General features: G+C 38.9%; 23 protein-coding genes, 1 tRNA gene, 1 pseudogene and 1 CRISPR repeat array. Of the genes and pseudogenes, 6 read left to right on the forward strand and 19 right to left on the reverse strand.

Features of this window, described 5'->3' with window-relative positions; all coding sequences use genetic code 11:
• Position 1: 1 nt before the first annotated feature.
• The 3 genes from BMG01_RS03625 to serC are packed head-to-tail and all read right to left on the reverse strand — an operon-like array spanning position 2 to position 2,777.
• Complete coding sequence (locus BMG01_RS03625) at positions 2 to 490, reverse strand: phosphatidylglycerophosphatase A (RefSeq protein WP_004914672.1); 489 nt, start codon at positions 488 to 490, stop codon at positions 2 to 4.
• 10 nt (positions 491 to 500) lie between these two features.
• Complete coding sequence (locus BMG01_RS03630) at positions 501 to 1,691, reverse strand: 3-phosphoglycerate dehydrogenase family protein (RefSeq protein WP_004914674.1); 1,191 nt, start codon at positions 1,689 to 1,691, stop codon at positions 501 to 503.
• A gap of 3 nt (positions 1,692 to 1,694) precedes the next feature.
• Positions 1,695 to 2,777 (reverse strand): 3-phosphoserine/phosphohydroxythreonine transaminase, encoded by a 1,083-nt coding sequence (gene serC / locus BMG01_RS03635; protein WP_004914677.1) that lies wholly within the window; start codon positions 2,775 to 2,777, stop codon positions 1,695 to 1,697.
• A gap of 235 nt (positions 2,778 to 3,012) precedes the next feature.
• On the opposite strand from serC, the gene BMG01_RS03640 reads away from it, so the two are divergent.
• Positions 3,013 to 3,096 (forward strand) — tRNA-Leu (locus BMG01_RS03640).
• A gap of 180 nt (positions 3,097 to 3,276) precedes the next feature.
• Here the strand turns inward: BMG01_RS03640 and BMG01_RS03645 are convergent.
• Positions 3,277 to 3,561, reverse strand: a complete 285-nt coding sequence (locus BMG01_RS03645) for a hypothetical protein (RefSeq protein WP_004914679.1) — start codon at positions 3,559 to 3,561, stop codon at positions 3,277 to 3,279.
• Between the two features lie 523 nt (positions 3,562 to 4,084).
• Here BMG01_RS03645 and BMG01_RS03650 point away from each other — a divergent pair.
• Both BMG01_RS03650 and BMG01_RS03655 read left to right on the forward strand, forming a co-directional pair.
• Positions 4,085 to 4,290: pseudogene (locus BMG01_RS03650) on the forward strand (ABC transporter ATP-binding protein); the annotation flags it as partial.
• Between the two features lie 4 nt (positions 4,291 to 4,294).
• Positions 4,295 to 4,531, forward strand: coding sequence for a hypothetical protein (locus BMG01_RS03655; RefSeq protein ID WP_036067095.1), 237 nt, complete (start codon positions 4,295 to 4,297; stop codon positions 4,529 to 4,531).
• A gap of 32 nt (positions 4,532 to 4,563) precedes the next feature.
• Here BMG01_RS03655 and pta read toward each other — a convergent pair whose 3' ends face one another.
• Both pta and BMG01_RS03665 read right to left on the reverse strand, forming a co-directional pair.
• A complete protein-coding gene (gene pta, locus BMG01_RS03660) occupies positions 4,564 to 5,547 on the reverse strand; it encodes a phosphate acetyltransferase (RefSeq protein ID WP_036068204.1) in 984 nt (327 codons plus the stop codon).
• A gap of 111 nt (positions 5,548 to 5,658) precedes the next feature.
• Positions 5,659 to 6,321, reverse strand: coding sequence for a uracil-DNA glycosylase (locus tag BMG01_RS03665; protein ID WP_004914686.1), 663 nt, complete (start codon positions 6,319 to 6,321; stop codon positions 5,659 to 5,661).
• A 51-nt stretch (positions 6,322 to 6,372) separates the two neighbouring features.
• Between BMG01_RS03665 and BMG01_RS03670 the strand changes: the two genes are divergently transcribed.
• Positions 6,373 to 6,912, forward strand: a complete 540-nt coding sequence (locus BMG01_RS03670; protein WP_004914687.1) for an LURP-one-related/scramblase family protein — start codon at positions 6,373 to 6,375, stop codon at positions 6,910 to 6,912.
• Between the two features lie 67 nt (positions 6,913 to 6,979).
• Here BMG01_RS03670 and BMG01_RS03675 read toward each other — a convergent pair whose 3' ends face one another.
• Complete coding sequence (locus BMG01_RS03675; RefSeq protein ID WP_004914689.1) at positions 6,980 to 8,119, reverse strand: PTS transporter subunit IIC; 1,140 nt, start codon at positions 8,117 to 8,119, stop codon at positions 6,980 to 6,982.
• Between the two features lie 370 nt (positions 8,120 to 8,489).
• Here BMG01_RS03675 and BMG01_RS03680 point away from each other — a divergent pair, with 370 nt between their 5' ends.
• Positions 8,490 to 8,801 carry a hypothetical protein gene (locus BMG01_RS03680; RefSeq protein WP_004914691.1) on the forward strand — a complete coding sequence of 104 codons (312 nt, stop codon included), beginning with the start codon at positions 8,490 to 8,492 and terminating at the stop codon, positions 8,799 to 8,801.
• Complete coding sequence (locus BMG01_RS03685; RefSeq protein ID WP_004914693.1) at positions 8,798 to 9,505, forward strand: hypothetical protein; 708 nt, start codon at positions 8,798 to 8,800, stop codon at positions 9,503 to 9,505. Before BMG01_RS03680 ends, BMG01_RS03685 begins: the two co-directional genes overlap by 4 nt.
• 33 nt (positions 9,506 to 9,538) lie before the next feature.
• Here BMG01_RS03685 and BMG01_RS03690 read toward each other — a convergent pair whose 3' ends face one another.
• The 12 genes from BMG01_RS03690 to cas1 form a co-directional block, all read right to left on the reverse strand.
• Positions 9,539 to 10,375, reverse strand: a complete 837-nt coding sequence (locus tag BMG01_RS03690; RefSeq protein WP_036068202.1) for a DUF368 domain-containing protein — start codon at positions 10,373 to 10,375, stop codon at positions 9,539 to 9,541.
• A gap of 65 nt (positions 10,376 to 10,440) precedes the next feature.
• Positions 10,441 to 10,971 carry an adenine phosphoribosyltransferase gene (locus BMG01_RS03695; RefSeq protein WP_004914696.1) on the reverse strand — a complete coding sequence of 177 codons (531 nt, stop codon included), beginning with the start codon at positions 10,969 to 10,971 and terminating at the stop codon, positions 10,441 to 10,443.
• A 35-nt stretch (positions 10,972 to 11,006) separates the two neighbouring features.
• Complete coding sequence (gene recJ, locus BMG01_RS03700; RefSeq protein WP_036068200.1) at positions 11,007 to 12,974, reverse strand: single-stranded-DNA-specific exonuclease RecJ; 1,968 nt, start codon at positions 12,972 to 12,974, stop codon at positions 11,007 to 11,009.
• Positions 12,961 to 13,917 carry a ribonuclease Z gene (gene rnz, locus BMG01_RS03705; RefSeq protein WP_004914702.1) on the reverse strand — a complete coding sequence of 319 codons (957 nt, stop codon included), beginning with the start codon at positions 13,915 to 13,917 and terminating at the stop codon, positions 12,961 to 12,963. The genes recJ and rnz overlap by 14 nt, the downstream gene beginning before the upstream one ends.
• A gap of 111 nt (positions 13,918 to 14,028) precedes the next feature.
• On the reverse strand, positions 14,029 to 14,550 hold the full coding sequence (gene msrA / locus BMG01_RS03710; RefSeq protein WP_036068196.1) for a peptide-methionine (S)-S-oxide reductase MsrA: 522 nt from the start codon (positions 14,548 to 14,550) through the stop codon (positions 14,029 to 14,031).
• A gap of 60 nt (positions 14,551 to 14,610) precedes the next feature.
• Positions 14,611 to 15,564 carry a ketopantoate reductase family protein gene (locus BMG01_RS03715; RefSeq protein ID WP_036068194.1) on the reverse strand — a complete coding sequence of 318 codons (954 nt, stop codon included), beginning with the start codon at positions 15,562 to 15,564 and terminating at the stop codon, positions 14,611 to 14,613.
• A gap of 118 nt (positions 15,565 to 15,682) precedes the next feature.
• Positions 15,683 to 16,423, reverse strand: coding sequence for a tRNA (guanosine(37)-N1)-methyltransferase TrmD (gene trmD / locus BMG01_RS03720; protein ID WP_036068191.1), 741 nt, complete (start codon positions 16,421 to 16,423; stop codon positions 15,683 to 15,685).
• Positions 16,423 to 16,944 (reverse strand): ribosome maturation factor RimM, encoded by a 522-nt coding sequence (gene rimM / locus BMG01_RS03725; RefSeq protein WP_004914712.1) that lies wholly within the window; start codon positions 16,942 to 16,944, stop codon positions 16,423 to 16,425. The genes trmD and rimM overlap by 1 nt, the downstream gene beginning before the upstream one ends.
• A gap of 44 nt (positions 16,945 to 16,988) precedes the next feature.
• Positions 16,989 to 17,471 carry a methylated-DNA--[protein]-cysteine S-methyltransferase gene (locus BMG01_RS03730; protein WP_004914714.1) on the reverse strand — a complete coding sequence of 161 codons (483 nt, stop codon included), beginning with the start codon at positions 17,469 to 17,471 and terminating at the stop codon, positions 16,989 to 16,991.
• A 559-nt stretch (positions 17,472 to 18,030) separates the two neighbouring features.
• Positions 18,031 to 18,528: a CRISPR direct-repeat array (repeat unit 36 nt; unit sequence GTATAAAGCCCCATTGATCTGACATACATCTGAAGC).
• A gap of 20 nt (positions 18,529 to 18,548) precedes the next feature.
• Positions 18,549 to 19,214: a type II-A CRISPR-associated protein Csn2 gene (csn2, locus tag BMG01_RS03735; RefSeq protein WP_036067090.1), complete on the reverse strand. Its 666-nt coding sequence runs from the start codon at positions 19,212 to 19,214 to the stop codon at positions 18,549 to 18,551.
• Complete coding sequence (gene cas2 / locus BMG01_RS03740) at positions 19,211 to 19,516, reverse strand: CRISPR-associated endonuclease Cas2 (RefSeq protein ID WP_004914720.1); 306 nt, start codon at positions 19,514 to 19,516, stop codon at positions 19,211 to 19,213. The genes csn2 and cas2 overlap by 4 nt, the downstream gene beginning before the upstream one ends.
• A gap of 11 nt (positions 19,517 to 19,527) precedes the next feature.
• Positions 19,528 to 20,403 carry a type II CRISPR-associated endonuclease Cas1 gene (gene cas1, locus BMG01_RS03745; RefSeq protein WP_004914722.1) on the reverse strand — a complete coding sequence of 292 codons (876 nt, stop codon included), beginning with the start codon at positions 20,401 to 20,403 and terminating at the stop codon, positions 19,528 to 19,530.
• Positions 20,404 to 20,537 lie beyond the last annotated feature (134 nt).

Below are 20,537 nucleotides of genomic sequence, written 5' to 3' on the forward strand. Positions count from 1 at the left end.
TTTAATAGTTATTACCACCAAGTAACTCCAAGTACGTCATAGCAGCACTGGCAATCAATGCTGCTAAAATATCGTCAAGATAAACATTAATACTATCTGTTTTATCGTTGATGACACCAATCAAACCTGGCTTTAAATCATCTAACAAACCGTAATGAACCGTTGCTGCCGCAGAAAATTGCTGGGTAATTGCAATCGCTAAAATTTCATCAACATTGTGCCCATTAGCATCTCGTTGCAAGCGAGGCTTTAACGGTTGATCATCTGACATTGTTTCTGCTTGTTCATCCAAATAAAGCGCTGTCAAAATAATATCTGCGACTTCATCTTTGTGTAACACACGTGAAATAGCTTGTGCCAATGTCTGTTCATCAAGTTCATCATGATATTTATCAGTCAAAAATGTACGAGTGCCTTCTGCAATATCTTCAATTTTAACGCCACGCTTTGCTAACTGCGCAATGGCTTGCTCTTGTAATTCTTGTGTCATGATATCTCCTTTAATCACCAATTGTCATATTTGGATTTTGATAGCGTCTTGTCAAAATCACGTGTGGAATTTCATCCAAAGCTGTTTTTACATGTTCCTGTTGTGCTGCTGTAAAATCATTGATTGCCACCAAAGTATAAGCGTATTGTCCAACAGCACGGTTGCTCAATTGTTCAATGTTAATGCCATTATCTCCAAAAAAGGCAGAGATTTGCCCAATCATGTTTGGTACATTTTCATGAATTATACCGACGCGATAGTTGGTTGTAAATGGTTCATTAACATCAGGATAATTCACAGAATTAATAATATTTCCAGTAGTCAAATATTCATCTAGCTCCTTGGCTGCCATCAAGGCGCTAGTATCTTCGGCTTCAATTGTTGAGCCCCCAATATGTGGTGTAATAATAACTTTAGGATTATCAAACAAAACATCATCGGCAAAATCAGTGATATACATACGAAGTTGATCACTATCTAATGCGGCTTTAGCCGCGTGATCGTCAACAATGCCACCACGTGACAAATTCAATAGTGCTGCTTCTGGCTTCATTAATTGCAATTTGCCAGCATCAATAAAGTGGTCGTTCTTTTCTTCCATTGGAATATGGACGGTCACATAGTCGGCTCGGCGCAAAACCTCTTCAACATTACGCGCATGAGCAATGTGTCGGTCTATTCGCCATGCTGTATTAGCATTTAGACCCGGATCGTAGCCAATCACATCCATATCCAAAGCCAAAGCTGTGTTGGCTACCTTAGATCCCACATTTCCCAATCCAATCACACCAAGTGTTTTACCAGCTAACTCTGTGCCTCGGTAACCGCCTTTATTTGATTCAGTCCGCAATGACACATCACCACCACGTGTTTGGTTAGCAAACCTAATCGCGCCAACCACCGGACGAGCTGCTAAAATCAATGAAGCAATTGTTAATTCCTTGACAGCATTTGCGTTGCCACCCGGCGTATTAAAGACAACAATGCCCCGCTTTGACAAATTTTCAATCGGAATATTATTAAAACCCGCCCCCGAACGAACAACAGCTCGGACTGTATCTGGAATCACTTCATCAAATAAATTTTGTGAACGTAATAAAATTGCCTTAGGCTGTTCTGTTGAATTAATATCGTAGCCATGTTGCGCTAAATAATCCAATCCTTTGTGGCTAATTGCATTATACGTTTTTATGTTAGTCATTGCTTATCCTTTTTCTACTTTGTTTAAAAATTCAATCAGTGCATCAACGGCTGCCATTGGCTGAGCGTTATAAAGTGAAGCTCTAAAACCACCAACAGAACGATGACCACCAAGATTAAATAAACCATTTTCTTTTGCTTGAGCAGTTATTTGTGCATCACGCTTTGCGTCATTTGTCGTGAAAACAATATTGGTCAATGAACGATCTGAGGTCTTTACTGGTGCCTCAAACAAACGAGATTCGTCCAAGAAATCATACAACTTAGCTGCTTTTAATTGATTACGACGCGTCATTTCATCAACGCCACCCTCTGCTTGTACCCAAGACAAGACTAGGTCAAGGGCATAAATAGAAAATACTGGCGGTGTGTTATACATTGAATCTTTATCTAAATAATTTTGATAACGCATCATTGGACCGACGTTTTCAATTGATTGCGAAGCTAACCAATCTTTTTTGACAATGGCGAGTGTGACGCCAGCAGGACCGAGATTCTTTTGAGCACCTGCAAAAACAGCATCAAATTGTGTGATATCATAGGGTTCTGCCAAAATGTTCGAGCTCATATCAGCCGTTAAACGACCAGTTGTCTGAGGCAACATATCTTGATGATAGGTTGTGCCCTCAATTGTGTTGTTGGTAGTGATATGCAAGTAATCATAAGCATTCGCATCAAAATCACCCGTCAATTGTGGTAAATAACGATAATGCTGTGATTTACTTGAACCAACAATTGTCACTTCTTTGCCCAGCATTTGAGCAGCTTGCGCCGCTTTGGCAGCAAAATTGCCCGAGTCAAGTACCGCAATGCTTTGTTTGTGTGTTGCCAAATTCAACGGTAACATTTCGAATTGTAACGAACCACCACCTTGAACAAAAGCAACACCATATTCGTCGGGAATAGACATCAAATCACGCAGGCGTTGCTGCGCGCTGGCCATTATTTTTTCAAATTGTGCCGAACGATGTGAAATTTCCAAAATGGACAGATGTGTGAATTCATTTTGTGCCAAATCTGCCTTTATTTGGGAAATAACTGGGGTCGGAAGTACACCCGGACCCGCCGAAAAATTATACGTTGCCATGACCATTCCTTTCAGTATACAAAAAGACGACATCAGTTGTTAAACTCATGTCGTCAGCAATTCCACGTTATCATACGCAAAGAATCCCAATCACACGAGTGATTGAGTGGAGGAAGAAGCTAAGTTGACTTTGAATTCTGTCATTACAATTTCCTTTTCTTACGTAACACTAGAATACCTTATTTAGAAAATTTGTCAACCCTCTTTTTTTCGGGTATAATGAAAGAGTTGATTTGCCGATGTGGCGGAACTGGCAGACGCGTACCGTTCAGGTCGGTATGATGGCAACATCGTGCAGGTTCGATTCCTGTCATCGGCATATTCCCCGTTTTCTCACAAATGTTGAGGGAACGGTTTTTATTTGCATCAATGTTGGTTTAATAATTTATCAATCATATGTCGTCAGACCATTTGATCTCATCTATCATCACTGAAACCCTGCTTTTCAAACAAAAAACGACCTTACCACAAACATGGTTGAGTCGTTTTTTTCGATGATTTAGAACCACTCATCATCAACTGCTCTTTGCAAAGTTAATGGACCGGTTTGGGACTGAATTGTAAAATTGTCCGATGTTAATCCGGTCTTTTTTTCAAAAGCTTTGATAAATGTACCAATATCCGTATTCGGATCTTCATTTGATCTTAAAGTGACAAGATAATGTTTGTTTTTAGGATTACTCCAGATACCTAAATTGCCTAATGTATCTAGGTTTAACCCGTTAATTGTGTCATCAATTACAATTTTATATTGCCGACGATGCAAAACATTGTTTATTCCCATTTTACTCTCCTACGCTCATTAAAATTCTAGTAATAGATTACCTAGAAATTATCATGAAAGCGCTTTCTTATCAAATAAATAGCCTTTTAATATTACCTCAAAAAAATTCACTGTTGTGAACCGTAATTGATGTTGGTCATTCAATTCATAAAGAATCTCTAAAAAAAGTTATCACTTCCTTAACGGCAGTGCGCTTTCTTTGATTTTTCACAATTTAGCATTATATTTAAGTGAGAGAATACTTTTTGAGGAGGCGATAATATGCGAATTACTTGGTGGTTAATGGCTGGCATTAGTTATTTATGTGCTTTATTATTATTTGCGCTTATCGTCATTGGTCGTTCAATTATGGATTGGTAGCTAATTTCCCATGGAATAGCGTATAATGGCTTCATTATGAGAAATCCAAATGGACGTATGAGTCCCACAGAAATTAAAAAGCAACTCGCCCATTCTGACACAACAGCCGTTGAAATGTTACGGTTCGTGTTTGAATCCGTTTTAAAGCGGCAATGAATCTTAAAAAACGATTCAACATGCGCTTGACAATTTAATGATTGCAAAGACGGCAATCGTCATTGCTCACCGACTAAGCACTGTTCATAAGGCCGATCAAATTATTGTGATGAATGATGGTCGAGTTGCTGAAGCTGGTACACTGGTACACATGACTCTCTCTTGCAGCAGAAAGGTATATATAAACGACTATACGATGCCCAATTTGAATAATTTTATGACAAAAAAGACTTTATACGATTTGATGGTTGATCATCAAGATAAAATAGCGAAACTGCAATTTTACGACATGGCTGATCAGTATTTTTTAACGATTGGTGATTGGTCGATGTCACTTTCTGAAAGCAATGCTACCGAACTATTTTCAATTTTTAAAGATGATGAACAAGCCACATTTTCAACGTTTAACCAACGAACGTCGCTCATAGTGACACAAAAAAAGAATCCAAAATAATTTTTGGATTCCTTTTTTATCAATTAAACGATTTAGGCCAATGCTTGTGCTGCAGTAATAATAGCAACCTTATAGACATCTTCTTCATTGGCGCCACGTGATAAATCAGAAACAGGTTTTGCCAAACCTTGAAGAATGGGACCAATTGCTTCATATCCACCTAGGCGTTGGGCAATTTTGTAGCCAATATTTCCGGCTTCTAGACTTGGGAAAATAAACGTATTGGCGTGCCCAGCAACCTTTGAATCAGGTGCCTTAGCTGCACCAACTGTTGGCACAAATGCAGCATCAAATTGCAACTCGCCATCAATCACGTCAGCAAATTCTGGCGCCAACTCTTTAGCTAGTTTGGTCGCTTCTGCAACTTTATCTACCAATGGTGACTTAGCTGAACCCTTTGTTGAAAATGACAACATAGCTACTCTAGGGTCAATTTCAAAGACTTTGGCAGTCTTGGCTGATTGAACAGCAATTTCCGCCATGGTTGGCGCGTCAATATCAATATTGATAGCAGCGTCGGAGAAAACGTAGCGTTCATCACCCTTTTGCATAATGAAAGCACCAGAAATCCGGCTTGAGCCGGGTGCAGTTTTGATAATTTGCAACGCCGGACGAACCGTATCGCCTGTTGGATGTGTTGCGCCAGAAACCATGCCATCAGCCTTGCCTGTGTAAACAAGCATTGTGCCAAAATAATTAACATCTTTTAGCCACTTAGCAGCAGTCTCAGCATCTGTCTTACCCTTACGACGCTCAACCAGCGCAGCATTTAATTGAGATAGTGCGGTTTCGTTATAGTTGGCAGGATCAATTACTTCTACACCGGACAAATCAAAATTATTAGCGGTTGCAGTAGCTGCTATGGTTTTGCTATCTCCCAACAAAATTGGCTTCAAAAGGCCATCCGCTGCCAATCTTACTGCGGCGCCTTGAATACGGACATCTTCTCCTTCAGGAAACACAATTGTTTTATTTTGACCACTAATTTTAGTTTTAAGCTGCTCAAATAGTTCCATAATTCCTCCAAATTCACCACTGTGAATCATTAAATTTTCATTTACACCTTAATTGTAACAGACCAATTCATAATTGTCTGCGATTTTGTTGTTATTTTGTGAATGTTTTAACTATTTCAGCCAATCAATGGCCGTCCGATTGTGTGTGCTTAAATAAGCATTGGCTTTTGAAAAGGGTTGGCTACCAAAAAAGCCACGATATGCCGATAACGGACTAGGATGAGCACTCGTGATAACTAAATGCTTTGATTCATCAACAAAGCGCCGCTTCGATTGGGCGAATTTTCCCCACAAAATAAAGACTTTCGGTGCACTATCTTCTGAAGCAATTTGAATCAAAGCATCAGTTAATGGTTCCCAAATTAAACCTTGATGTGCATTAGCACGCCCTTCCGGAACAGTTAGTACAGCGTTGAGCAATAAAACGCCCTGCTCTGCCCAACTGGTTAAATCATGAGACTGACGCTGCCCGATATCTGTTGACAGTTCTTTTAAAATATTTTGCAAGGACGGTGGCGCAGGAACGTCATCAGGAACTGAAAAACTCAGACCTTGTGCTTGACCAATTTCATGATATGGATCTTGCCCCATTATCACGACTTTAGTCCCAGGAAGTGGTGGTGTTTCCAGTGCAGCAAAAATTTTCTCTCTAGGCGGAAAAATATTTTCTTCGAACTGATAGTTTTGATTAATAAACATTGCCACACGATCTAAATAATCCGAAGTAAGTTTTGCTTTGACGGCTGGTGCCCAAGTTGTATGAGTTAACGGCATTTTTTTCTTCTTTCATGATAAAATAATAGGTGAATGAGAGGTACTTAGCAGATGACAAAATATTATTTGAGACAGCGACATAGTATTGATGATGGTGTCAATATCGTTTTTGATTCCGACTTTAAGGCATCTTACCTTGTTTCAGGTCGCTCCGGTAAAAAGTCTGATGAACTTCACGTTCAAGACATGTCAGGCAATGTGCTAGTACGTATTCGTCAAACATCTTATGGCATTTTACCACGCTTCACCCTTAACTACCGTGGCCATATTGTTGGCTCCATCAGTTTTACTTTTGGGCATCTCGGTGATATTGTTTATGTTCGTCATCTTGGTTGGTTAATTTCAGGTAATTTTATTGCCAATCGCTACCTCATCTACCACAATACCAAAAAATTACTCAGTGTCAAACCCGAAAGTCGTCCTGATGGTATCTATAATCAGTTAACCGTCACTTTCGACTCACAAGCACCAGTTCATATCGCTATTGCTGCTCTATTGGACATTTGGGGTGTAAAATCTAACCCGCTAACGGCTATCAAATGGCTACCAGGCCAAAATCGTACCTACAAATTAACAACCAGAATACACTAAAAAACCACCAATTTTTTCATTGAATAATGAAATTTGGTGGTTTTTATTATTTTAGAGCTTGGTTAAATTAGATCATTTCCAAGTGCAACTGTTGTGGCTTAGCCCAACCAATTTTACGCATAATGCGATAGCCAATAAATGAAACAACGACTGGTACAGCAACGCCGACACCCATATAAGCAGCAAATGCAACTGGGTTAGATCCTGCCAATGCCAATGGCACAATGAATGAGTTAAATCCGATACCTGCCATCGCGAATGGTGCCGTCACATGGAAGACCATTGTTGCAATTGGCGCAGCAATTGCGGCGCCAATCATTGGTGGGATAATCAAAGCTGGATTTTCTGTCAAATTAGGGAATTGAATTTTTGGTGTTACAATACCTTGTGCAATGGTTGCCCCAATCTTGTTTTCATGGAATGACATTGCAGGGAAACCAACGAATACTGCGGTTGTACCAATCAAGATAGCACCGGCTGCTTCCGGCGACGTTACACCCGTGGCACCAATAGCAACTGCCAATGCGGCGGCTGAGGCTGGTGTCATTGTCAAAGCACCGAATACCATCGCAACAACAGCTGTTCCAATAATTGGGTTAACTGCAACACTTGAAGCAATGAAAGCACCAATAGCAACCAAAATTGGTGTTGTTACAGCGGCCAAATAGTAACCCGCAACTGTTCCAACAATTGTTGTTGCAGCAGGGACAATCACCATATCCAATGGTGTTTTTCCACTCAACCATTTACCAAACAACACGGCAATCAAACCAGCCAATACAGCCGAAATCGGTTGTCCAGTTGTAATAATTGCTGACCCAGCAGCTTGTGCACCGGCATAACCAGTTGCGGTAACACCTTGCACAGCTTTATCAGTGAAAAATACAGCGTTAGCACCAACCGCTGATGCAGCCATAGCACTAAACATAACCATTGTATTGGTCTTCATTTGTGAAGCAATCGCTGCGCCAAAAGCAGCTGGCAACATTACTTTTGTGATGGCACCCATTTGTACCATTGGTGCCCAGTGAATAAATCCTGCAATTGTTTGCAACAATAGGCCCATACCCAACGTCACCAATATTGCATTAGAGACAGCGGCGCTGACTTTGTACACTGTATCGCGAATTGATTCTTTGTCGACCGCTGCTGACTTTTTGTTACTTGCTGATTTTACCTGTTTTGCTGTAATTGCATTTTGTGCCATAATTCTTTCTCCTTAAATGTGTGTTCTCCAATGTGAGCCCACAATCGTTGAGAAAAATAAAAATGTCCCAACGATTGCTCGTTAGGACATTCCTACCTAACCAGCCACCAAACTTATCAATGACGATAGTCTAGTAGCTGATGTTGCTCAAATAACAACCTACTAGACTCAAATGAGTTGGAGGTTGAGGAGGAGGGCGTTATTGAATTTGATGGTCATGTGCTTTGTCATGATACGACTCCTTATATTTGAGCGACGAATGCGCTATTACTTTATGAATATTAATATACACTACTAATATTTACATGTCAATACTTTTTCTAAATTCTAATAAAAGTGTAGTATAATTGAATGATTGGAGGGTTTATCTATGAAAAAATTATTTCAATTCATTGGTGCTATTGTCACAATCATTGTTGTATTACTGATTCTCATCCCTATTCTACTGGTCGTTATCGGTGTCGCTGTGCCAGTTGTTTTGAGTATCATTGGTATTGCACTATTATTTGCTCTCATTGTCGCAGCTATTGGTGGTATTATCGCTATGCTCACAATGTGGCGCTTTAGACGTGATATCAAAAACAATGATTTTGACTTTGAACATCATGGTAAACATTATAACGTCCACATTGATAAAAAAGGCGCAAGCTTTAAAAATCGACGCGACGTGACTGAAGAATGATAGCCTATCTTGAACTACTCAATCAATGGGCCAAAAAGTTTGAAACAACTTCTGATATTCTTTTTAAAATTCAAGCAGCTCAAGAAGCTATGATCTGCTTGAATCAACATCAATTACCTAAAAGCAACTTACCCCTATTATCATTTTCAGAAAGAGACATTTTTAGTAATTTTGCTTTAATGCCACTGGATGATGATTTAGCCATGTTTCGACAAGAAATTATTACAACATTCGGGCTTTGGCATATTCCTAATCAACAATGGTTGATGGACTTACATCATTTTATCAGTGGCCGTTCAGTATTAGAAATCATGGCTGGCAATGCTGTCATTTCTGCTGGGCTTCGCCAACTCAATGATCAAGTTGCCAGTACAGACAATTTTGATTGGCGCGGTCAGGATATTTTGGCACCAGAACCATGGACTTATGTTGAACAAGAAGATGCACTTAAAAGCGTCAAACAGAGAACCTTTGATGTTTTAATTTTAAGTTGGGCTCCTGACACTCAAAACATTGACTGGCAAGTTCTGACTGCATTGCGTAGCAAAGGATTTACAGGGGATTTTATTGTCATTGGTGAACAAAATGGTGTCACAAATTCTCCTGACTTTTGGCAAAATGCAATTTTATCGGAACCAGAAATTCTCAATCAAAACCATCAACCCTTTGATACTATCAAAGACGCTGTTTGGTTAGTCAAATAAAAACGATTACGAATTCTCACGTAATCGTTTTTTTTATTTGTATTTTTTTTCTAAACCGCTCATCCAGTAGCCTAATACGATACCTAAAGCAAACAAAATCGCACTAACTATGACACTGGTCATGTTGAAACCACTATAATCAGCAACTGGTGGGATGACAATTAAGATTGTTGAAACCACAACAATCGCCAAAATAAAGTGGTAAACAAGTGAATAAAAATGTTGTAACAGATAACTCATGACTTTAGAAAAAGAAACTAAAGTCACGATTGCCCCCACAGCAATTGGTATGAAGACACCCATATCCGCGCGCTTGAAGCCAGCTAACATTGGATCGAAAAGGCCAAGATATAACAAAAAATTCGACGGACTTAAGCCTGGCACTATCACACCGAGCGCAATGAGAGCCCCTGCCAACAACCAAGAGAAGAAATTAATTGGCATTTGTCCAAAAATAGCAGTCATGTTATACAAAAATAACCCGCCAACAACTGCTGTTACACCAAACATGATCCAATCACGATAACTGCGCCCTTTTTTTGCACTTTCCTTGAATAGTGCAGGCAATGTACCAACAATTGCACCAGCAAATCCCCAAAGCACCATTGCTTTATAAGAGACCAGTAAAAACTCAAGTGGTCGACTGAGTAAAATAATGCCAGCAATTCCACCCAAACCGACTGGCAAAAAAAACGCAAAATCTCGTTTGAAATTTTGACGAATATGAGCCATAAAATTGAGCATTCGCTCGTAAAGCCCTAATATAGCAGCAAGAACGCCGCCTGAAACGCCTGGTAAAATAAAACCTAAGGCAATAAAAACACCTTTTATAAAGCGAATAAACCAATTCGTAATTTGTTTTTTTTCCATAGCATTAAGATTAAAGGATAAATGAGAAGGTGTCAAGCTCTGCCACTATCCCATTTTTGAAACTTTTAATATTCCATCAACGCTAAAAATGGTACTTCCCCTGCTTCCATGATCTTCTCACGACCATGTAAATCTTCTAGCTCAATAATGAAAGCAACACCGGCAACAATACCACCTAATTTTTCAATGATTTCTCGTGTCGCATTAATTGTGCCACCAGTAGCGAGTAAGTCATCAACAATCAAAACACGCTGACCTGGTTTGATAGCATCCTCATGAATTTCAAGTTCGTTGACGCCACCATACTCAAGTGTATAGGAGGCACTGACAGCTTTACGCGGAAGTTTGCCACCTTTGCGCGCTGGAACAAAACCAATTCCCAAAGTGTAGGCTAATGGTGACCCGACAATGAAGCCACGCGACTCAGGACCTGCAATTAAAGCAACATCCAATTGCTTGGCAAAATCTGCTATCGCGTCAACCGCTTGTTTGTAAGCAACGCCATCCCCCATCAGTGGTGAAATGTCACGAAAATTAACGCCTTGTTCAGGAAAGTTTTCTACTGTTGCAACGTAATCATGTAAATCTACTGTCATTCTTTTTCTCTGAGCCAAAGCTCATACTTTCTAAATTATCGACCAGCTAAATATTTTTGATATGTTTTGGAAGTCGTTAACGATTTTTGTGCGGCATTTGGGTTAATTTTGACAAAACCGTCATGTACCGACACAAAATCTAACTCGATAAACACTTGCACCATAATATTTAGGTCCGTTTTGCTAATATTGAATTGTTTGGCAATTTTATCCAAATTTTCGGCAAAATTCAAGGTTTGATTGTGATAAATAAATTTATATAAACTTGCAAAAAACCTTTTATGCTCTTCATTATCATCTTTTTGAACCGGTAAATCAACATCAAGTAATAATAATTGTAATGTTTTTTTGCCTCGAAAATAATTCAAACCTAACGTACCAACCATGGCATGACCATTAGGCTGTGCGACTACCGGCAACCAGTCAGGGTGATTAAAACCAAGTACCTCAACATTATTTTGTAATTTTAACTTGATATGTTGTTTAGCATTGCCCATTGTGACAGCACTAACAACACTTGGTGATTTCAAAGCAAAGACAGGCTGTGGATTATCTGTTCCAAATGGTTCCATCATTTGCAAATCATGATAAATTTCAGTTGTCATCGCTTCAGGTGGCAAAACCAAATTGACATCAATTGGCTCAGGTTTCACAATAATTTGATTATTTTGTGATCGTATTTGTTCAATTAACTTTTTTAAGTTATCTGGCTTTATTGCCAAACCCAAAGCACTTTTGTGCCCACCGAACGTTTCGTATAAATGGCGATAGTTATTCATCAATTGATACAAGTCAAAATCACCAAATGTTCGGCCCGATCCTTTATAAATACCATCAACTAAACTCAAAACAATCACTGGTTTTTGGAGCATATCAACCAATCGACTAGCAACAATTCCCAAAATACCTTGGTGCCAATTATCCCCTGCTACAATAATCACTTTATCTTGCTGATATTTATCTGACAAAGCAACTTGTTTCGCTGCCCCCAAAACTTCCTCAACAATTTCTTGTCGCTGAGCATTCAATGCTTCAACCTCAGAAGCTAAGGTAGTGGCTTCATCTGGATCTTGACTCATCAACAGTTTTAATGATAAATCAGCATCTCCAAGTCGTCCCACCGCATTTATGCGTGGTGCAATCTTAAAGCCGACTGTTTCTGAAATCACTGGTTCATTATCTTTTTGCCCAGCGTTCTTTAAAACGGCACTCAAGCCTGGACGTGGCGCTTGATTGATTTGATGCAAACCAAGCGCAACAAGGACACGATTTTCGTCGGTTAGTGACACCATATCTGCTAATTCGCCTAATGCCACCAAATCTAAAAGTTCTGTGGGTAGCTCAGAAATATCAGCGGCAGTTTGACCATCACTGAGTAACGCCTGCGCCACTTTGAATGCCACACCAGCTCCTGACAAATCACCAAATGGATAGTTCCCTTCAGGATGTCTTGGATGTACAATTGCAAAAGCGTTTGGCAGTTTTGTGGGTAATTCATGATGATCAGTAATAATGACATCAATCCCTTGCGCCATTGCATATTCAACAGCTTCATGACCACTAACACCATTATCAACTGTCACAATTAGCTGCGCACCGTCTGCAATTAGTTTTTGGTACGCCGCTAGGTTAGGGCCATAACCATCAGAAAAGCGGTTTGGAATATAGGCCGTCACATCAGCGCCTAAAACCTCTAGTGCCTCGACCATGATGGCTGAACTAGTAACGCCATCCATATCGTAATCGCCATATACAACAATTTTTTCTCCGCCAAACGCGGCTTCCTGCAAACGTTCAATTGTGATCGCCATATCATGGAGCGCCATCGGATCATGGAGCGTAGACATACTAGGCTTTAAATACTGAAAAGCAGCCTCAGGCGAATCATAACCTTTTTGCGCAACAATCATCGCGGAAAGTTGGCTAATATTCAATTGTGACACCAGTTGCTTAACAACTTTGTCATTTGGTTTTGGCAACATATGCCAGTTACTTTGACTCATGAATTTCTTTCTTAAATGGAATTTCGATCACATCCAAATCTCGTGCAACATACGTGTTTGGAAATACTTTGCGCACATCTTGAATGAGATTTTTGACCAATGGACCAACATATCGTGCTGATAAATGTGTTAGCACTAGCTTGCCAACTTGGGCTTTTTTCGCCACATTAGCTGCGTTAATACTAGTTGAATGAGCGTGTGCTCTCGCCATCTTTGATTCTTCATCACTGGCACCATAAGTGCTTTCATGAACTAATACATCAGCATGATGGGCCAATAAAGCAATATTATCATTGGGCCGCGTGTCTAAAATCAATGTCACGACACGTCCTTTTTGTGTTTCCCCGATGTAATCCAGTCCGCTTATCGTGCGTCCGTCAGCTAATGTCACGGTTTTACCAGCTTTTAATCGCCCATATATGGGCCCAGAAGGTATATTTTCAGCACGTAACTTGTCAACCAAGAGTTCTCCTGGATGATCTTTTTCAACGACGCGGAATCCCCAAGTTTCAATGCGGTGACGCATAGGTGCGGCAATCACTTGAAAAGTCGGATCATCAAAAATAATTCCCTCCTGCAAAGCCACATAATTGATAGGATAAGACAAGCGTGTTTCAGAAACACGCAAAGCAGTCTGGACAAAATCTTTAATGCCCTTAGGGCCATAGATCGTTAATGGTTCATTTTTATCAGCACCTTGAAAAGAGCGAGAGCTCAAAAAACCAGGAAGGCCAAAAATATGATCCCCGTGTAAGTGAGAGATAAAAATTTTTTCAACCTTGCGTGGTCGAATTGTCGTTTTTAAAATTTGGTGTTGTGTGGCTTCCCCAACATCAAAAAGCCAGACAGCATTTCGTTCATCCAGTAACCGTAAAGCAATACTAGTCACATTTCTAAATTTAGATGGCTGGCCAGACCCAGTTCCAAGAAATTCAAGTTGCATGTTTTTTTACCTACGGCGTGCTTTCCTTTTAACGTTCATAACGAAATCAATTATAACAAAAAAAAAGCGTCTCCGCTCATTTTCACTGTTTTTCAGTATCCTAACAATCTGTTAATCTTGTTGCCAATTAGCTAGTTTGAAAGCTAATCGTTGCTCCATCTCAAGCGCTTCGCGAGTCGGATCTTTCTTGTAAAATTCTTGATGATACTCTTCAGCTTCATAAAATGGTTTAACATCTTCAATCGTTGTGACAATTGGATCGGTAAATCGGCCAGACGCGGCTAATTTCGCTTTAGATTGTTCGGCAATTTGGCGCTGTTTTTCGTCAGCAACAAAGATAACAGGTCGATAGTTATCACCACGATCTTGAAATTGCCCCATTGCGTCAGTTGGATCTGTTTGTTCCCAATAGATCTCAACTAATTCTGCATAAGTTATTTTTTCGGGATCAAACCAAATTTTAACTGCTTCTGTATGACCAGTGGTGTGTGATGATACTTCCTCATAAGTTGGATTAACCGTGTGTCCACCTGTATACCCAGAACGGACCTTTTCAATTCCCGGTAACGAATCAAAAGGTTGCACCATGCACCAAAAGCAACCGCCTGCAAATACTGCTGTTTCAATTGCCATTATTTTCTCCTTACAAATTAAAAGTAAAATGATTTTATTCTAATTTTACTTTAATTGTCATCAAATTTCAAAGGTTTCTTGTTGTTTGGCCAATTTAACACGTTCAATATCTTCTTTTGCATGAATTAATCGTGTTACAAGTGCATTAAAAGGTGTGGCGATATGATTTTCACGTCCCAATTTAGCAAAATAGCCATTCAAAAAGTCGATTTCAGTTCGTTTACCAGCTTGAATATCTTGGTACATTGATGGGTAGTGATTACCCGCGTTTTCTGGTTTTAGCAAATTCGACAAATCGCTTAAAATACTATTCACATCGACATTAACGCCAGCCACGTCACCAACTTGCTTAATCTCATCTAAAATGTTCAATGCAAGATCCATACCATTCCCTGCTGTGCCAAATTCAGCAATATTAGCATCAAGTAAGACTGTCAATGGGTTAAGGACAGAATTAATGCCCGCTTTATGCCAAATAGCTTCTACAACATTATCGGATACCTCAGCATTAAGCCCTGCTTCATTCAAAGCAGTGACAACAGCGGTAATATCTGCGTGATCAATCGCTTGCAACTTGATGGAGCCTGTACCGGTCACATGAATTTCACCAGGTTGAACCAAATCAGATGTCCACAAAGTTACCCCAGCAATAATTTGTTGTGATGACACATGCTTTGCCATTACTTCAACATTACCTAGTCCATTTGACAAGACTAATAACTGCGTTTGTTTTGTGATAAGCGGTTGAATATCAGTTAACATACGATCCAATTGTGGCGTTTTCGTCAATAAAATCACCAAATCAAATTCACCAGTAACTTCTTTGGATGTCATGACTGGAATAAAATATTTTTTAGATGACCCGTCATCCTCTGTCACAGTCAATCCCTTAGTGTTGATTGCTGCAATGTGTTCTGCCCAGCCATCTATACCAGTTACATCATGACCAGCGCGTTGCAACATTACACCAACTCGCGCACCCAATGCACCAAAACCCGCAATTGCAATTTTCATGATTTATTGTCGCATATCACCCAATCAGTAGCGATTGTGATACACTTCCTCCACTTTACTTATTAGTACCGTACCATATTTTCTCATTAATAAGTAAAATAAAAGGCTAAGATTTTTCTTAGCCTTCCGTCATTTCTTCAGTTCTAATGTCATCGAGTAAATCACGTTCTTGTGCGGATAATTGACGATTTTCTAGCAAATCCGGTCGTCGCAAGTAGGTCCGTCGTAGCGATTCTTTCAGACGCCACTCTGCAATTTTAGCATGATTACCGCTAGTTAAAACTTCCGGCACTTGTCGTCCTCTAAAGTCTGCCGGTCTAGTGTATTGCGGAAATTCAAGTAGTCCATTTTGAAAGGAATCATCATCAGCACTTGAAGCGTTACCAAGAATTTCTGGTAAGAAGCGCACTGTGGCATCAATAATAACCATCGCACCCAGTTCACCACCAGTCAAAACATAATCTCCAAGTGAAATTTCATCATCCACTAACTCACGAATACGATCATCATAGCCTTCATAATGACCCGCAATAAATGTCAAATGATCATATTGCGCCAGTTCTTGTGCAACAGCGTGATTAAACTGTCGTCCAGCAGGATCCAGTAGAATCACATGTCCCTTATCACCGGCTTTTTTTTCAACGTCGGCCATCGCATCAAAAATTGGTTGTGGCATCAATAACATGCCCGCACCACCACCGAATGGATAATCATCAACATTATTATGCTTGTTGTCCGTAAAATCTCGGAAATCAGTCACATTAAAATCAAGTGCTTGTTTGTCAATCGCTTTTCCGATAATGGATTGGCGCATTGGCGCAAACATATCTGGAAAAAGGCTTAAAACATCAATTCGCATTAATCTAACAACCCTTCTAAAACATCAATGGTAATCAATTTGTCGTCAGCGTTTATTTCCTTTACAACATCATCAATCAGCGGAATGAGCGCATCAGATTGACCTTCACGTTTAACAATCCAAACATCATTAGCGCCAGTGGTCATAATCTCTTTAACGATACCGATATGATTGCCTGATAAGTCAACAACCTCACTATCAATGATTTCATCATAATAATATTCATCATCGCCAAGTTCTGGACGTGAATTACCTTCTACATAAACGTCATCACCTTTGTATTTTTCGATCTCGTTAATATTGCTGACACCGTCGAAGAGTACCAACCAAGCATTTTTGTGTAAACGTGAGGATTTAACTGTTACCGGTACGCGACCTTGTTTTGTATCAATAAAAAGAGACGCTCCTTTTTGGAAGCGTTCTTCTGCAAAATCGGTGATAGCCATAATTTTGACTTCGCCACGGATACCATGCGTATTAACAATTGTGCCAACTTTAAAAAAATTATCTGTATTAGTCATGACTCTATTGTATCAGGTTTTTAAGTAACAACCTATACTCCATGTCAATCAATTTTAATGCCTTCTAGGGTTAATAGTTGGGTTTTGACTAAAGTACCATATTGAAATTTGCCAGCGCCACCACTTTTAGGCAAAATACGATGACAAGCATTAATAATTGGCAGTGGATTTTTACCAACAGCGCTTGCAACAGCACGAATCGCCTTAGGACGACCGACTTTTGCTGCTAATTGACTATAAGTCAATGTGCCTTTGAACTGATTAAGCATTCGCCAGACTGATTTTTGAAATTCAGTACCCGAAAGAAAATCAATTGGCACACGCGTCCAGTCAACTGGCAAACCGTTTTCATATTCGTGGAACAGTTGCGCAACCGGCAGTGTATCTTGTTCTAACTCATATCCCTGATATTCAGACAGAAACTCAGCTACCCCATCGTTTGCCAAACTGATAAAAACTAAATGTCCATCATGCTCAAAAAGAGTTAAATGACCATCCAAAAATGTAATTGTTTCATACTTAATCATATGTTTAGTTTATCATGATGGTAATGATTCAACAATTTTGTTGCATTAAAAGTTAACCCTATTTGCCAAAATAGTTTTACTTATTTTTTTCAACTTTAAGCGATGTGAGTTGGCTTAATAATTTACGTATTCGTGAATTGCATGTATCAGATTCTGTTTCATTAAAATCAGTACCGAAGACTTTCCATAGCAGATAAGCAATACCCAAGACCAACAAAAAACCGCCAAAAACTTCAATAATAAGTATATCGGGAATTAAAATGACAATAACAGTTGTTAAAAATATAGCAAATATAAATGCAGGTATAATATTTCTCCATTCTGCGATAATATTAATTGCTAAACTGCTGTTTAGTTACCATTTATAATATCATTAAATTTTTGTAATAGATATCTCATTTAAATCTTTTTTAGGATTAAAATAAAAATTATTTTGGGTGATGCTTCCCACTGAAACTTGATTGCGATTTGAAATAATTGCGGGTTTTTAAGTATTCGGATAATATATTATTGGCCTGCCCCACTGAAGCTCTTTTTAAAACGGTTATATAAAGTTTGAGTATAAAGCCCCATTGATCTGACATACATCTGAAGCGTAGGCTTGCTGCGTCTTTATTACCATAATATATAAAGCCCCATTGATCTGACATACATCTGAAGCTCATCTACTCACTAGATGTTGAGCCGCAACGTATAAAGCCCCATTGATCTGACATACATCTGAAGCATAAGTTCACTTCAATAACAATTGTGTTTGGTATAAAGCCCCATTGATCTGACATACATCTGAAGCCTACCCGACATATCATAGTTAATAAATTGGGTATAAAGCCCCATTGATCTGACATACATCTGAAGCAACAACTATTGCCGTTTATTTGGCGAATATGTATAAAGCCCCATTGATCTGACATACATCTGAAGCGTAAATCCAGAAGTATTGGCACCAATCGTGGTATAAAGCCCCATTGATCTGACATACATCTGAAGCCAAAGGGGTATTCAACCGGCGATACAAAGAGTATAAAGCCCCATTGATCTGACATACATCTGAAGCAGACCACCTGTTCGCATTGGCTAGTCACTTCCAAATTGAACAAAATCTTCATCAAAGAAGACTTCGTGGTATGCCTCGCCATTTTTTTTGATGGGTGACGCAGCCATTCCAAGGGATAATACTTTCATGCCGTGAGTCATGCTAAAATCATGTAAACTCAAAATTTCCAGTGGCTTTAAATAGAGATGTATATTATTAAAGACTAAAATGCGCTGCTCTGAAAAGTCAGACATAATACGTACCACGTCTACTATTTTATCATATGCCGACCCACTATTGATAGTATCAATTAGCACCTTTTGTGATTTGATCAACTCATTAAAATCCCATTCTCGTTCAATACGTAAAGGTAAATCATTATCAAAAAGTATTTGTTGGAAAATCGTTTTAATCGCCATATCATATCGTGCTAGCTGCATTAAATTATCTTCATCAGCATGACATGCAATAAGACTCAAAATAGATTTAGCATAAATTTTACTCAAATCAATTTTATTTTCAATGCCACCAATGTACTGTACTGCTTTATTAAGGGAAATTAATTGACCATTTTCACTAAATATCAATTGATCTCCCACTTGTAGCTCCTGTATCCATTGCCAATAATATCTGGCGGTCTGGAAATTGACAAAAGTAACGCCTTCATTAACTATAATAGGTTCATTGGGATAAAGTGTCATTTTCATATAATCACCAATCTATCGTTCGTGTTACGTACATCTTGTTTTGATTCACCGGTCAGAAATTTCATGCTAGCATACTGTTTCTCAGTGATAATGAGTGTTTGAACTAACCCATCGGACGGTGCTGATTTTGCTAAACGTTTTTCTAGTAAAGCTGCAGATTGTTTATTTGTCGTGACACGTACATACACTGACTCTTGAATCATTAAAAAACCTTCTGATAACAATAATTTTCTAAATTGACGATAATTTCGCCGATTTTCACTTGTCTCAACTGGCAAATCAAACATTACCATCAATCGCATGATACGATACCTCATATTTCAAAATTCCAATCTGGAAAAGCAGATTCATGATTTAAATAACCAACAGATGTACGTACAATATCACCAATGGCCTGAGTTAACAACATTTCTTTTCCGTTAATGTTTAGACTTTGATTTAGTACATCAATTAGCTCAAATTTTATTTCATTTGTTAATTGTGCCTCCATTGCATAGCGTTTAACAGTACGGTCAATAATTGGCCGAAAGGGTTCCATAAAGTCAGAAGCTAAATTATAGTGGTTATGTGGACCCTCATGGTGAATTGCTAACTCAGTAAGATACCCAGCAGCAGAAATTTCTCTTGCTACCGCGGCCGCCAATATAGAATAACCGTAATCAAGCATATCGTTGATGCCAATATTTTCTCCTGAACGAACAAAATCATTCCCAAATAATCTTGGGAAATATAATCTGGCTGCAACTGCTTCACGATTGCTAGTATCACCTACTTCAATTGTTGCCAAAAGTGCATTGATACTTTCAATATCTGTCACTCGATATTCATTAAGTAATGCGACTTGATTTTGAATTTTACATTTCACAATTTTTGACCATAATAATGCTTTATCATTTGTTCCCCATTCAATTTGTTTATGAATATTCTGATTACGATTACTGTTAAGATGATAAGCATTAATTTCACCAATCGGGGCCCCGTTAAGATCTGAAAACACAATTTTAATACCGCTCTTAATAATTTCAGCAATCGCATATGTTGTAATGACTGCGCGCGTTGTTGTAATCACAATTGCTTGAATGTCTTCAAGTGGTATTTGATAAACATCTGAGTCAGTTTGAACAACTAACTGATTCAGCTTATACTTAATCTTACAATGTTGTGTAATAACGATATTTCGCCATGCCATCTTGTTTTCGCTCCTAAAATATGCTTTAATAGTTGTAGAGAGATTAGTCATCTCTCAGGGTATAGAAACCATTGATCTGACATACAAAGTTGAAGTAACGCAAGGCGTCAGCCAAGCTTATTGACTCTTTACGA

The sequence above is a fragment of the Leuconostoc sp. BM2 genome, from assembly GCF_002095565.1.
GTDB lineage: Bacteria > Bacillota > Bacilli > Lactobacillales > Lactobacillaceae > Leuconostoc > Leuconostoc falkenbergense.

Bases quoted from the DNA above. Each gene is read 5' to 3' on its own strand.
- BMG01_RS03625 (WP_004914672.1), bottom strand. From the start codon at position 490: ATGACACAAGAATTACAAGAGCAAGCCATTGCGCAGTTAGCAAAGCGT.
- BMG01_RS03630 (WP_004914674.1), bottom strand. From the start codon at position 1,691: ATGACTAACATAAAAACGTATAATGCAATTAGCCACAAAGGATTGGAT.
- serC (WP_004914677.1), bottom strand. From the start codon at position 2,777: ATGGCAACGTATAATTTTTCGGCGGGTCCGGGTGTACTTCCGACCCCA.
- BMG01_RS03645 (WP_004914679.1), bottom strand. From the start codon at position 3,561: ATGGGAATAAACAATGTTTTGCATCGTCGGCAATATAAAATTGTAATT.
- BMG01_RS03655 (WP_036067095.1), top strand. From the start codon at position 4,295: ATGACAAAAAAGACTTTATACGATTTGATGGTTGATCATCAAGATAAA.
- pta (WP_036068204.1), bottom strand. From the start codon at position 5,547: ATGGAACTATTTGAGCAGCTTAAAACTAAAATTAGTGGTCAAAATAAA.
- BMG01_RS03665 (WP_004914686.1), bottom strand. From the start codon at position 6,321: ATGCCGTTAACTCATACAACTTGGGCACCAGCCGTCAAAGCAAAACTT.
- BMG01_RS03670 (WP_004914687.1), top strand. From the start codon at position 6,373: ATGACAAAATATTATTTGAGACAGCGACATAGTATTGATGATGGTGTC.
- BMG01_RS03675 (WP_004914689.1), bottom strand. From the start codon at position 8,119: ATGGCACAAAATGCAATTACAGCAAAACAGGTAAAATCAGCAAGTAAC.
- BMG01_RS03680 (WP_004914691.1), top strand. From the start codon at position 8,490: ATGAAAAAATTATTTCAATTCATTGGTGCTATTGTCACAATCATTGTT.
- BMG01_RS03685 (WP_004914693.1), top strand. From the start codon at position 8,798: ATGATAGCCTATCTTGAACTACTCAATCAATGGGCCAAAAAGTTTGAA.
- BMG01_RS03690 (WP_036068202.1), bottom strand. From the start codon at position 10,375: ATGGAAAAAAAACAAATTACGAATTGGTTTATTCGCTTTATAAAAGGT.
- BMG01_RS03695 (WP_004914696.1), bottom strand. From the start codon at position 10,971: ATGACAGTAGATTTACATGATTACGTTGCAACAGTAGAAAACTTTCCT.
- recJ (WP_036068200.1), bottom strand. From the start codon at position 12,974: ATGAGTCAAAGTAACTGGCATATGTTGCCAAAACCAAATGACAAAGTT.
- rnz (WP_004914702.1), bottom strand. From the start codon at position 13,917: ATGCAACTTGAATTTCTTGGAACTGGGTCTGGCCAGCCATCTAAATTT.
- msrA (WP_036068196.1), bottom strand. From the start codon at position 14,550: ATGGCAATTGAAACAGCAGTATTTGCAGGCGGTTGCTTTTGGTGCATG.
- BMG01_RS03715 (WP_036068194.1), bottom strand. From the start codon at position 15,564: ATGAAAATTGCAATTGCGGGTTTTGGTGCATTGGGTGCGCGAGTTGGT.
- trmD (WP_036068191.1), bottom strand. From the start codon at position 16,423: ATGCGAATTGATGTTTTAAGCCTTTTTCCAGATATGTTTGCGCCAATG.
- rimM (WP_004914712.1), bottom strand. From the start codon at position 16,944: ATGACTAATACAGATAATTTTTTTAAAGTTGGCACAATTGTTAATACG.
- BMG01_RS03730 (WP_004914714.1), bottom strand. From the start codon at position 17,471: ATGATTAAGTATGAAACAATTACATTTTTGGATGGTCATTTAACTCTT.
- csn2 (WP_036067090.1), bottom strand. From the start codon at position 19,214: ATGAAAATGACACTTTATCCCAATGAACCTATTATAGTTAATGAAGGC.
- cas2 (WP_004914720.1), bottom strand. From the start codon at position 19,516: ATGCGATTGATGGTAATGTTTGATTTGCCAGTTGAGACAAGTGAAAAT.
- cas1 (WP_004914722.1), bottom strand. From the start codon at position 20,403: ATGGCATGGCGAAATATCGTTATTACACAACATTGTAAGATTAAGTAT.